11 protein-coding genes and 2 tRNA genes are annotated in these 11,535 nt (G+C 70.4%); 8 read left to right on the forward strand and 5 right to left on the reverse strand.

Going from position 1 to position 11,535, the window contains the following annotated elements; all coding sequences use genetic code 11:
- From ACFXKG_RS37915 to ACFXKG_RS37930, 4 genes are all read right to left on the reverse strand, one after another.
- Positions 1-575: ATP/GTP-binding protein (locus tag ACFXKG_RS37915; protein WP_161230576.1), on the reverse strand; the 575-nt coding region annotated here is incomplete at its 3' end.
- A complete protein-coding gene (locus ACFXKG_RS37920) occupies positions 556-963 on the reverse strand; it encodes a DUF742 domain-containing protein (RefSeq protein WP_319683976.1) in 408 nt (135 codons plus the stop codon). The genes ACFXKG_RS37920 and ACFXKG_RS37915, both read right to left, overlap by 20 nt.
- Before the next feature lie 106 nt (positions 964-1,069).
- Positions 1,070-1,483 (reverse strand): roadblock/LC7 domain-containing protein, encoded by a 414-nt coding sequence (locus ACFXKG_RS37925; protein ID WP_030351794.1) that lies wholly within the window; start codon positions 1,481-1,483, stop codon positions 1,070-1,072.
- Between the two features lie 9 nt (positions 1,484-1,492).
- Entirely contained in the window at positions 1,493-5,608 is a 4,116-nt protein-coding gene (locus tag ACFXKG_RS37930) for a nitrate- and nitrite sensing domain-containing protein (protein WP_384849130.1), read from the reverse strand.
- A 610-nt stretch (positions 5,609-6,218) separates the two neighbouring features.
- Here ACFXKG_RS37930 and ACFXKG_RS37935 point away from each other — a divergent pair.
- From ACFXKG_RS37935 to gltX, 3 genes are all read left to right on the forward strand, one after another.
- Complete coding sequence (locus ACFXKG_RS37935) at positions 6,219-6,416, forward strand: hypothetical protein (RefSeq protein ID WP_384849218.1); 198 nt, start codon at positions 6,219-6,221, stop codon at positions 6,414-6,416.
- A 245-nt stretch (positions 6,417-6,661) separates the two neighbouring features.
- Positions 6,662-7,447: a fumarylacetoacetate hydrolase family protein gene (locus ACFXKG_RS37940; protein WP_384849133.1), complete on the forward strand. Its 786-nt coding sequence runs from the start codon at positions 6,662-6,664 to the stop codon at positions 7,445-7,447.
- Positions 7,440-8,909, forward strand: a complete 1,470-nt coding sequence (gene gltX / locus ACFXKG_RS37945) for a glutamate--tRNA ligase (RefSeq protein WP_384849136.1) — start codon at positions 7,440-7,442, stop codon at positions 8,907-8,909. The genes ACFXKG_RS37940 and gltX overlap by 8 nt, the downstream gene beginning before the upstream one ends.
- Positions 8,910-8,989: 80 nt before the next feature.
- Here gltX and ACFXKG_RS37950 read toward each other — a convergent pair whose 3' ends face one another.
- A complete protein-coding gene (locus tag ACFXKG_RS37950; protein ID WP_384849139.1) occupies positions 8,990-9,304 on the reverse strand; it encodes a hypothetical protein in 315 nt (104 codons plus the stop codon).
- A gap of 130 nt (positions 9,305-9,434) precedes the next feature.
- Between ACFXKG_RS37950 and ACFXKG_RS37955 the strand changes: the two genes are divergently transcribed.
- The 5 genes from ACFXKG_RS37955 (at position 9,435) to ACFXKG_RS37975 (ending at position 11,532) form a co-directional block, all read left to right on the forward strand.
- Positions 9,435-10,286 carry a helix-turn-helix domain-containing protein gene (locus tag ACFXKG_RS37955; RefSeq protein WP_384849141.1) on the forward strand — a complete coding sequence of 284 codons (852 nt, stop codon included), beginning with the start codon at positions 9,435-9,437 and terminating at the stop codon, positions 10,284-10,286.
- Positions 10,287-10,299: 13 nt separating this feature from the next.
- Positions 10,300-10,500, forward strand: coding sequence for a DUF397 domain-containing protein (locus ACFXKG_RS37960; protein WP_384849144.1), 201 nt, complete (start codon positions 10,300-10,302; stop codon positions 10,498-10,500).
- A 60-nt stretch (positions 10,501-10,560) separates the two neighbouring features.
- Positions 10,561-11,280 carry an HAD family hydrolase gene (locus ACFXKG_RS37965; protein ID WP_384849147.1) on the forward strand — a complete coding sequence of 240 codons (720 nt, stop codon included), beginning with the start codon at positions 10,561-10,563 and terminating at the stop codon, positions 11,278-11,280.
- Positions 11,281-11,368: 88 nt separating this feature from the next.
- Positions 11,369-11,440, forward strand: a tRNA-Gln gene (locus tag ACFXKG_RS37970).
- A 19-nt stretch (positions 11,441-11,459) separates the two neighbouring features.
- Positions 11,460-11,532 (forward strand) — tRNA-Glu (locus ACFXKG_RS37975).
- The last annotated feature ends 3 nt before the right edge of the window (positions 11,533-11,535 follow it).

Consider the following 11,535-nt stretch of genomic DNA (forward strand, 5'->3'; position numbering starts at 1 on the left):
AGTCGTGCCATGAGGGCGTGTTCGACGAGGGTGATGAGTCCGCTTTTGGCGTCGGCGCGGTGGCGGGCGTCGGTGGTGATGATGGGGGTGTCGGGGCCGATCTGGAGTGCTTCGCGTACTTCGTCGGGGGTGTAGGGCTGGTGTCCGTCGAAGCCGTTGAGGGCGATGACGAAGGGGAGTCCTGAGTTTTCGAAGTAGTCGACGGCGGGGAAGCAGTCGGCGAGGCGGCGGGTGTCGACGAGGACGACGGCGCCGATGGCGCCGCGGACGAGGTCGTCCCACATGAACCAGAAGCGGTCCTGTCCGGGGGTGCCGAAGAGGTAGAGGATGAGGTCTTGGTCGAGGGTGATGCGTCCGAAGTCCATGGCCACGGTGGTGGTGGTCTTGTCTCCGGTGTGGGTGAGGTCGTCGATGCCGGCGGAGGCGCTGGTCATGACGGCTTCGGTACGCAGCGGGTTGATCTCCGAGACGGCGCCCACGAACGTGGTCTTGCCCACGCCGAAGCCGCCCGCCACCACGATCTTCGCGCTGGTGGTCGATCGGGCCGCACCGCCGCTAGAGCTTGCGAAGTCCACTGAGCACCCTTTCGAGCAGTGTCACATCCGGCGTGCCGCCGGCCTCTCCGTTGCCCGGCTGGTGGATGGCCACCATGCCGGCCTCCGCCAGGTCGGCCACCAGGATGCGGGCGACACCGAGCGGCATCGTCAGCAGCGCCGACACCTCGGCCACCGACTTGACCTCGCGGCACAGGTGGCAGATCCGCTGGTGCTCGGGGAGCAGGGTGGCGAGATGCGCGGGGTCCGCGGTCGTACTGACCAGCGCCTCGATGGCGAGCTGGTACCGCGGCCGGGTCCGGCCGCCGGTCATGGCGTACGGACGTACCAGCGGCTGATCGCCCTCAGGACCGTACGAGGCGTCGACAGAGACGCCGTACGGATCGTGAGAGGCGGGTGGCGGGGTCATGAATCCTCCGGGCGTGACAGCAAGATGTCTACGTGCCGTCTGACTTGGCCGGTGGGGGGCCGGTTGGGCGGCCTGACGGTGAGTGGCTGGGGAGTTCCTGGAAAGCTCAGTGCAGCAGACTTCCCTGGAGCTCGGCGCGCAGGTCCGGTGTGAGGACCGTACCGGCGCGGTCGACCAGGAGGGCCATTTCGTACCCCACCAGACCGATGTCGCACTCGGGGTGGGCGAGGACCGCCAGAGAGGAACCGTCGGAGACGGACATCAGGAAGAGGAAGCCGCGCTCCATCTCCACCACGGTCTGGTTGACCGGGCCGCCTTCGAAGATCCGGGACGCCCCCGCGGTCAGCGAGGTCAGCCCGGATGCCACGGCCGCGAGCTGATCTGCGCGGTCGCGGGGGAAGCCCTCGGACATGGCCAGCAGAAGTCCGTCTGCGGAGACCACCACGGTGTGGGACACCCCAGGGGTGTTGTCCACGAAATTGGTGATCAACCAGTTCAGATTCTGCGCAGCCTGACTCATCGGACTCAACTAACGCTCCTGCTGGTGAGAGGTGCCGAGGTTGAATCCGTTGCTCGCCGGGCCGGTGTTGCCCGCCTGACGACCTTGCTGGATGCCCCGACGGAGATTGGTCAGCCGGCCGCGCACGTCAGCGGGCGCACGGGAGACCTGCGGACCGGCCTGGGTGTTCTGTTCCTGCGCGGTACCGGGCACCAGATTGGCACGCGGCACCCTGCGGGGCAGACCGGAGGTGGTGATGCCGCCGGACTGGGGCTTTTTGGCCCGCTCTGCCTGGCGTACCAGTTCGTCGTTGGGAGAGGTGCGCCAGGAGGAGGTGGCGCCCACGCCGCCCGCGGCCGAACCCCGCGAGTCCGAACTGCCGCTGGAGAAGTTGAAGCCGGCGCCGTTGGTCCCGGAGCCGTGTCCCGCTCCCAGTCCGCCGAGTCCGGGTCGCTGGCTCAGGCCCTGACCCGGGTTCCGGGAGTCGGAGCCGCCCGCGCCCGGCCGGCCGGCGCCGAAGGCATCGCTGCCGGAGCCGCCGACGTCGTAACCGTTGGTGGTGTAGCCGCCGGAGCCGGTGCCGTTGGTGGTGTAGCCGTTGGCGCCGGTGCCGTTGGTCGTGTAGCCGTTCGTCCCCGCGTCGCCGGTGTCCGTCGTGCCGTTCAGGCCCGAGCCGTTGGCGGTCTCGCGCCGCGGGATCGGCGGCGTCGGCGACTGCTGGGACGGGCTTTCCTGGCGCTCCGGGTCCGTGGTGCGGGACGACCGGCCGTCGTCCGCTCCGCCGCCCTGCGGTCCGCCGCCCTGGGTGGCGTGGAACCAGTTGGTCTCCAGGGTGTCGTACAGCGGCGTACGGCCGTCACCGGGGCCGGAGGCCGGGGGCAGTGCCTCCGGCTGCGGCTGCGGCGGAAGACTCGGCTGGCGGTAGCCGCCCTCGGAGCCGGGCGCCGGGGCCGGCGCGGGCGGGCGCGGCGCGTTGAAGTCCTGCCGCTCGGAGCCGAAGTCCGACGACGGGCGGAAGCCGGAGCCGTCGGTCTGGCCGCCACGCTGCCCGCCGTACTCCGGGGAGTAGCCGGCCGGGGCGTTGAAGTCGGGACGGGGGAACTGGGCCGTGGACGCGGGGTCCTGGCCGGCGCCGAGCGGGCCGCTCTGGTCGGGCCGGGGTCCGTCGAAGTCCGGGCGCGGGAACTCGGAGGTCGCGCCGGGATTCTGCCGCTCACCCGTCGGACGGGCGAACTGGCCGCTGGACTCGTGTTCCTCGTGGCCGCGCGGCGCGTCCAGCGGGGCACGCCCCGACTGCTGGTCGCTGCCCCAGCTGGTGACCGGCGGGCGCTGCGGGCGCTGCGGCTGCGGATTGCCGCCGGGCAGCTCGGCGCGCGGTCCGCCGGGGGGCGGGAGCTGCCGACTGCGGTCGGGTGAGGGGGCGCCGCCCTGCTGGAAGGCGTTCTGGGCGCGCCCGCTGAAGCCGTTCTGGCCCTGGCCGCCCTGGTTGCCGGGACCGTTCTGGTTGCCCTGGTGGCCGGGGCCGCTCTGGCCGTCCTGGTTGCCCTGGCCGCCGGGACCGCTCTGGCCGAAGCCGCCCTGCGGACGGTCCTGGCGCTGCTGGCCCTGGCCGGGGCCGCCCTGCCCGCCGCCCTGCGAGGGGCCCTGCGACGAGGGGCCGAAGGCGTTGTGCGCGAAGATGTTCGGCTGGCCCGAGCCCTGCCGCTGCGGATCCTGCGAGCCGCCCTGCGATCCGGCACCCGACCCGTCGCGGGACGGCAGCGCGGCACGCGGCCCCGCGCCGGAGCCGACCTGGCCGCGCGGGGCGCCCGCGCCGAGCAGGCCACCGGGCGCGGGGGCGCCGCCGGGGCCCGAACCGAGCCCGGGACGGCCGCCGCCGGGAGCGCCGGGGAGCTGGCCGCCGCCCGTGGGCGCCTGGCCGAGCGGACCGCCCTGGCCGGGGGCGCCGGGCCGGCCGACCGGGTTCTTCTTGCCGCCGTGGGCGACATCGACGGGCAGCATGACCAGCGCGGTCGTACCGCCGGAGTCGGAGGGGCGGAGCTGGATCCTGATGCCGTGGCGCAGCGACAGCCGGCCGACCACGAACAGACCCATGCGGCGCGAGACCGAGACGTCCACGGTGGGCGGCGAGGCCAGCCGCTCGTTGATCGCCGCGAGGTCCTCGGGGGAGAGGCCGATGCCGGTGTCGTGGATCTCCACCAGCACCCGGCCGTCGGGCAGCGCGTGACCGGTGACGCGGACCTTCGTCTGCGGCGAGGAGAACGACGTCGCGTTCTCCAGCAGCTCGGCGAGCAGGTGCACGAGGTCGTTGACGACGCGCCCGGCGACCTCGGTCGTCGGTACGGAGGCCAGCTCGATGCGCTCGTACTGCTCCACCTCGGAGGCGGCGGCACGGAGCACGTCGACCAGCGGTACGGGGCGGGTCCAGCGGCGGCCCGGCTCCTCGCCCGCGAGGACGAGGAGGTTCTCGCCGTTACGGCGCATACGGGTCGCGAGGTGGTCCAGCTTGAACAGCGAGGAGAGCTGGTCCGGGTCGGCCTCGCGGGACTCCAGTTCGGAGATGAGCGAGAGCTGACGCTGGATGAGGCCCTGGCTGCGGCGCGAGAGGTTGGTGAACATCGCGTTGACGTTGCCCCGGAGCAGGGCCTGCTCGGCGGCGAGCCGGACCGCCTCGCGGTGCACGTCGTCGAAGGCCGCGGCGACCTTTCCGATCTCGTCCTTGGAGTGCACACCGACCGACTCGACGGAGGTGTCGACGTCCTGCGGGTCGGAGTCGGAGAGCTGCTTGACCAGCTCGGGCAGTCGGTCCTGGGCGACCCGGGTGGCCGTGTCCTGGAGGCGGCGCAGCGAGCGGATCATGGACCGGGCGACCACGAAGGCGCCGACGAGGGAGACGCCGAGGACGACGAGGATCAGCGCGGCGTTGAGGATCGCGTCACGCTGCGACGAGTCGCGCAGCTCGCGGGCCTTGCTCTCCATCTCACCGAGCAGTGTGGCCTCGATGGTCTTCATCGCGTTGATCCGGGTGGACGCCTGGTCGGTCCAGTCCAGGTACGAGCGGTTGGGCTGGCTCGCGAGGCCGTCGGTCGAGCCGAGCACGCGGTCCGCGTACTTCTCGGACGACTGGATCTCGGGGTTGCCCTGCCCGTTGAGCGGGGCCATCAGCTCTTCGGCGTCGCCGCCCATCGACTCGTACAGGAAGCTGAAGGAGGTGAGGGCGTTCTTCTCCTTCGTCGCCGCGGCCAGACCGTACAGCCGGTCGTTCTCGCCCAGCTTGCCCTTGGTCGACGGGTCGGCGGGCAGCGCGGCGGCGATGATCGCCCGCTGGATCGACGCGTACTCCTTGGCGGACGAGAACGCGGCCAGCGCGCGGGTCCGCTTGATCATTTCCGGGTTGTTGGTCGCCTGCGCCATGTCCTGCGAGAGGCTCAGCAGCGAGGTGATCAGTCCGTCGTACGCGTCGACGGTCAGCGAGTCCGAACCCGAGCCGAGGTAGGCGTCCTTGCGGATGGTGTTGATCCGGTTGACCTGGGTGGCGATCTGGTTGACGTTCGAGCGGATGCTCTCCAGCGCCTGGTCGCCGTCGGTGTTGCCGATGTCGACCGTGGCGTCGAGGAACGCCTTCTTGGCCCGGTCGGTCTTGGCCCGGCGGTCCTGGACCTTGAAGTCCTTGGGGTTCGCGCCGTTGGTCAGCGGTCCGGCCGACTCGTCACGCTCCGCCTGGAGCGCCTGCGAGAGCGCGGTCGCCTCTTTGGTCATCTTGGTGAGCAGCTGCATGTGCTCGAGCTGCTGCATGTCGTTCAGCGACTCGTTGATACGCAGCCCGCCCAGCGTGGTGGCCGCGACCACCGGCAGGGTCAGCAGCGCCACGAGGCGGGTGCTGATGCGCCAGTTGCGCAGGGCTATTCGGTTCCCCGGGTCGTTCGGCGACTTCGCGTTCGGCACCGTCTGCGGAGGCGGCGGCATAGGAGGCGCGCCGAGGCCGCTCTGTCCCGGACCGGGGCGCCCGCCCCGGCCGCCGCTGTGGTCGCCCGACGGAGCCGGGCCCGGGTTCTGGGTGTGCTGGGGCGAGGAGCCGCGGTCGGAACCGCCGCGGTGCTCCTGCTCCGCCGCAGCGCTGCCATCCCTCTTGTAACGTCCCTGCACTAGCGTCGCAACCTCTGGACCAGGCGTTCCCCCGCTGAACGGCGGAACGGTGTCGGCGTCGTGGGGCACGAAAACGCACCCCATGGTGGTCGTGAGTGACCGGCGCTGTTCCCCTTCCCCACCGCCACTCGGCGCTGCGTTGCGCCCCTGCGCGCCGGCACATCCAAACCCGCGGCGGTGGGGGGAATTCCAGCACAGAGCGGGATCTCCAACAAGGGCGGCGGGCAGGGCTGTGACGTGAATGACAGGGCGTGAGCGCCGGGTCACCAGCCGTAGAAAGTGTTCACGGAGGAATCGGACTTACACCCACGAGGCGCCTACGGGTGGGGGGTGTCCCAGTACGGATGATCAGCAGCGGAATGCAACGTTCAGTAGCGCAATGTCCGATTCCTTGGTCGTCAACTCGCGCCCGGAATGGGGTAAATGCCTGGCAGGTCGTGAGCAAACTCACACCGTGATCGACGATCGATCGCCGCTTCGGCGGGGAATTGGATGTTTAGCCTGACGCTTTACAGGGATGGCCCATCCGACAACCGGCGCTCCGGCGCCCGTAGCCCGACAAGGTCTGACACCACAGATGAGTCCGCAGAATCCGCAGCAGAAAACGATGATGTTCCGCAACACCGCCAACCCCCGGCGTACGACGCTGGCGCACCTCAAGGATGCCGAGGAGCTGGCCCCCGCCGCGCAGCCGGAGCACCCCGTCGCGCTGCCGAACCGTACGGCCAACCCGCGGCGCACGATCCTGATGACCGCCCCGGCCGCCCCGGCCGACGGCGCCGTCGCCGCGGCGCCCACCGCCCCGTAGCTCCTGCCGGCCCGTTCCGCCTCGCACGATCAGCCCCCTCGCCCGCCCGTGTGCACACGCCGCGCTCCGTCGGTTGCTCCGCCTCGCGCACGGTAATACGTGCCGCGGACGCCCGGCGTTCACGCGCGGTGCCGCACGCGCCGTGCGCCCGCCCGGTCACGGGAGAACAGGGGGCTCCCCTCCTCTCGCGTTAGCCTGGGGCGTCAGTCTCCAGACCAGCCAGCAAGTGAAGGGCGACAGCTTCCGTGCGCATCGCCAGATTCTCCATCGACGGCAATGTCGCCTTCGGCGCGGTCGAGGGCGACGGCAGCGGCGACACCGCCGGCCTCGTCCTCGACATCATCAGGGGCATTCCGTACACCGACTTCGAGCTCTCCGGCACCAAGGTCCCGCTGAGCAAGGTCCGGCTGCTCCCGCCCGTCCTGCCCAACAAGATCGTGGCCTTCGCCCGCAACTACGCGGAGCACGCGGCGGAGCTCGTCAACGCCGTCCCCGACGTGCCGTTCGCCTTCTTCAAGCCCACCACCTCCGTGATCGGCTCGGGCGACGCCATCGAGTACCCGTCCTTCTCGAACGAGGTGCACCACGAGGCCGAACTGGCCGTCGTCATCGGGCGGATGTGCCGCGAGGTGCCGCGCGAACGCGTCAAGGACGTCATCTTCGGCTACACCTGCGCCAACGACGTCAGCGCGCGCGACACCCAGAAGAGCGAGAAGCAGTGGGCGCGCGCGAAGGGCTTCGACACCTCGTGCCCGCTCGGCCCCTGGGTGGAGACCGAGCTGGACCCCTCCGACCTCACGATCCAGTGCACCGTCAACGGGGAACAGCGCCAGCTCGGCCGTACGAGCGAGATGATCAACTCCGTCGAGGACCTGATCGTCAACATCACCGAGGCCATGACGCTCCTCCCCGGTGACGTCGTCCTCACGGGCACCCCCGCGGGGGTCGGCCCCCTCAGCGTCGGCGACGAGGTCGCCGTCACCATCGAAGGCATCGGCACTCTCACCAACAAGGTGATCAAGCGTGGCTAGCGCACCCGTCCGTGTACGTTTCTGTCCCTCCCCGACCGGCAACCCCCACGTGGGCCTGGTCCGTACCGCCCTCTTCAACTGGGCGTTCGCCCGCCACACCGGTGGCACCCTGGTCCTGCGCATAGAGGACACCGACGCGGCGCGCGACTCCGAGGAGTCGTACGTCCAGCTCCTCGACTCGCTGCGCTGGCTCGGGCTCGACTGGGACGAGGGCCCCGAGAAGGGCGGCCCGCACGCCCCGTACCGCCAGTCGCAGCGGATGGACATCTACCGCGACACGGCGGCCAGGCTGCTGGAGGCGGGCCACGCCTACCACTGCTACTGCACCACGGAGGAGCTGGACGCCCGCCGGGAGGCGGCGCGCGCGGCGGGCCGGCCGTCGGGGTACGACGGCCACTGCCGCGACCTGACCGCCGAGCAGAAGGCGGCGTACGAGGCGGAGGGCCGCACCGCCATCGTCCGCTTCCGGATGCCCGACGAGCCGATCACCTTCACGGACCTGGTCCGCGGCGAGCTGACCTTCACCCCGGAGAACGTCCCGGACTACGGCATCGTCCGCGCCAACGGCGCGCCGCTCTACACGCTCGTCAACCCGGTCGACGACGCGCTGATGGAGATCACCCACGTCCTGCGCGGCGAGGACCTGCTCTCCTCCACGCCGCGCCAGATCGCGCTCTACAAGGCGCTGATGGAACTGGGCCTCGCCCAGAGGATCCCCAGCTTCGGCCACCTTCCCTACGTCATGGGGGAGGGCAACAAGAAGCTCTCCAAGCGCGACCCCCAGGCCTCCCTCAACCTCTACCGCGAGCGCGGCTTCCTCCCGGAGGGGCTGCTCAACTACCTCTCGCTGCTCGGCTGGTCGCTCTCGGCGGACCGCGACCTCTTCTCCATGGACGAGATGGTCGCCGCGTTCGACATCGCGGACGTCAACGCGAACCCGGCCCGCTTCGACCTGAAGAAGGCCGAGGCGATCAACGCGGACCACATCCGGCAGCTCGACGTGAAGGCCTTCGCGGACGCCTGCGCCCCGTGGCTGAAGGCCCCGTACGCCCCGTGGGCACCGGAGTCCTTCGACGCGTCGGCCTTCGCGGCGCTGGCCCCGCTGGCCCAGACCCGGGTCACGGTCCTCTCGGACATCACCGCCAACGTCGACTTCCTCTTCCTGGACGAGCCGGTCGAGGACGAGGCGTCGTGGGCGAAGGCGATGAAGCCGGGCGCGGACGCCCTGCTGACCACGGCCCGCGCGAAGCTCGCCGAGGCGGAGTGGGACGCGGATTCCCTGAAGAACGCGGTCCTCGCGGCCGGCGAGGAACACGGCCTCAAGCTCGGCAAGGCCCAGGCCCCGGTCCGCGTGGCGACCACGGGCCGCACGGTCGGCCTCCCGCTCTTCGAGTCCCTGGAACTCCTCGGCCGGGAGCGCACGCTGTCCCGGATCGACGCGGCGCTGGCGAAGCTGACGTAGCAGTTCGGCGCACCACACATGAGGGCCCGGTGGCCCGCCCCGCAGGCAGGGGGCGGCCTACCGGGCCCTCCCGCATGCCATCACGTCCTCGGCGCACCGGCCCATACGACGCTGCCGATGCTCCCCGGGCGGCGCGAGACCCACGCGGCGGCGCGCTCGGGCGAGGCCAGGGACAGCCGACGCCCGCCGTCAACGGTGGTGACCTGCGTACCCCCACCATCCGCGAAGGCGAGCCCCCACGCGGCGACCCGGGCGTCCAGCTCGCCGTCGGCGCAGGCGAACTCCTCGACGACGGCGAAGAGGCGGGGTGCGGTGGCCTCGACGAGCTCGCGGATCTCCTGGTCGAACCCTTCTGGGCGATCAGGGCGGGGGAGGGGCGGGGATACGGTGTTCATGGGCAAATCTCCTGTCCGCTGAGGGAGTTGCTTGTGCTGGAACAGTAGGCCTGTCGGTGTAGTTCTATACCTGAACATGGTGAAGTTCTTCGGATTTCACCTGTGTGAGTGACGAAGGAAGGGTGTACCGATGCCGGTGACAGGGGCGCCCACGCTGCGCCAGCGACGCCTCGGCGCCGAACTGCGCAAGCTGCGCGAACGCGCCGGTCTGAGTTCGACGGCGGGCGCCGCGATCATCGGCATCCAGCAGGCGCGGATGAGCATGATCGAGGCTGGGCGCCACGGCGTCAGCGTTGACCGCGTGCACGCGATGGCACGCGGCTACTCCTGCGACGACGCGGATTTCATTGACGCCCTGGCGGCCATGACGGGTCGCCGCGAGCGCAATTGGTGGGACGAGTACCGGGAACTGCTCTCCGCAGCGGCCGTCGAGTTCGCGGAGTTCGAGCACGCGGCCGTTTCGATGCGGGTGGCGGTGGTGACGAGCATGCCTGGCCTGCTGCAAACGCCTGACTACGCGCGGGCCACCTTCAAGAAGAGTTCCCCGTCGCTACGTGCTCATGAGGTGGAGCACAGAGTGTCCTTCCGGATGAAACGCCAGGCGGTTCTTTTCCGGGACCCCCCGATGCCGTACACGGCGATCGTTCACGAGGCGGCGCTGAGGATGGGGTACGCCGGCCCCGACGCGTCGCGGGAGCAACTTCAGCAGTTGATCGAGATGAGCGAACTCGGCAATGTGACCGTGCTCGGTGTTCCCTTCGGCCAGGATGACTTCCCGAGGGCCGGACAACCCATCACCTACGCGGTTGGCCCCGTGCCGCAACTGGACACGGTTGCACTGGACTCCGACCATGGCAGCGATTACCTCTTCGCCGAGGCGCAACTCGACCGGTACAGGGCAGTCCTGGATCGGCTGGAAAGCTGCGCCCTCCCGCCTGGCAAAACCCGGGACTTCATCCGCCGTATCGCGAAGAACATCTAAGAGGAGGCCAGTCGTGTCCACGTACACATGGCAGAAGTCGTCCTACTCCCCAGAGGGTGGGAACTGCGTCAACGTCGCTGCCGCCCCCGACGGAACCCTCCGCATCCGCGAGAGCGACGACCCCGGCGTGCTCCTGTCTCTCGCGCCAGGGCAACTGGGCGCGCTCCTGATAGCCGTCAAGGGTGGTCGCCTGCAGGTTCGGGCCAAGGGCTAGCCGGCGCGTCCCGGATCGGTTGATCACCGTGGGGCCGTCCCCGCGCGGTACCGTCGGCGTATGGCGATCCGTGCCGTCCTCTGGGACATCGACGACACCCTCTTCGACTACACCAGCGCCGACCGCGCCGGCATGCAGCGGCATCTCGCCGCCGAAGGGATGTCCGGTGCCGGGGAGAGCGTCGACCAGGCTCTCGGGCGGTGGCGGGAGATCACCGATGCCCAGTGGCTGCGGTTCGCCGCCGGGGAGACGGATTTTCTGGGGCAGCGGCGTGACCGGGTGCGGGCCTTCACCGGGGCCGGGCTGAGCGACGCCGAGGCCGACGCGTGGTTCGACCGGTACATCACGCACTACGAGGCCGCCTGGAACCTGTTCCCCGACAGTCTCGCCGCGCTCGACCTGCTCGCCGCCGACTACCGGCAGGCCGTGCTCTCGAACTCCTCGATCATCAACCAGGACCGGAAGCTGCGCGTCCTCGGCGTGCGTGATCACTTCGAGGCCGTGCTCTGCGCCGCCGAGCTGGGGGTCTCCAAGCCCGACGCCGCCGCCTTCCACGCCGCCTGCGACGCCCTCGCGCTGGAGCCCGGCGAGGTGGCGTACGTCGGGAACGAGCCGGACATCGACGCCGGCGGGGCGACCGCCGCCGGGCTCGCCGGGGTCTGGCTGGACCGGGGCGGGATCGGCGGGCGCCCCGAGCTGGTGCGGATCACCGATCTCGGCCAGCTTCCCGCCGTACTGCGCGGAGATACTCGTTTTGGAGCGCTGTCCGCGATCGGGTAATGTTCTTCCTGCGCCGCCCGGGAAACCACAAGGTCCGACCGGGAAGCGCACGCCAGACAAGATCCCCCGCACGGGGGTTCAGCTTTGGTGGGCTATGGTGTAATTGGCAGCACGACGGTTTCTGGTTCCGTTAGTCTAGGTTCGAGTCCTGGTAGCCCAGCGCAGACTGTATCTGCAACGCCCCCGTTGTGTAGCGGCCTAGCACGCTGCCCTCTCACGGCAGTAGCGCCGGTTCGAATCCGGTCGGGGGTACCG

The sequence above is a fragment of the Streptomyces sp. NPDC059255 genome, assembly GCF_042752355.1.
GTDB lineage: Bacteria > Actinomycetota > Actinomycetes > Streptomycetales > Streptomycetaceae > Streptomyces.

Excerpts from the sequence above, each read along its gene's own strand:
- ACFXKG_RS37920 (WP_319683976.1), bottom strand. The coding sequence starts at position 963 with ATGACCCCGCCACCCGCCTCTCACGATCCGTACGGCGTCTCTGTCGAC.
- ACFXKG_RS37925 (WP_030351794.1), bottom strand. The coding sequence starts at position 1,483 with ATGAGTCAGGCTGCGCAGAATCTGAACTGGTTGATCACCAATTTCGTG.
- ACFXKG_RS37935 (WP_384849218.1), top strand. The coding sequence starts at position 6,219 with ATGTTCCGCAACACCGCCAACCCCCGGCGTACGACGCTGGCGCACCTC.
- ACFXKG_RS37950 (WP_384849139.1), bottom strand. The coding sequence starts at position 9,304 with ATGAACACCGTATCCCCGCCCCTCCCCCGCCCTGATCGCCCAGAAGGG.
- ACFXKG_RS37955 (WP_384849141.1), top strand. The coding sequence starts at position 9,435 with ATGCCGGTGACAGGGGCGCCCACGCTGCGCCAGCGACGCCTCGGCGCC.
- ACFXKG_RS37965 (WP_384849147.1), top strand. The coding sequence starts at position 10,561 with ATGGCGATCCGTGCCGTCCTCTGGGACATCGACGACACCCTCTTCGAC.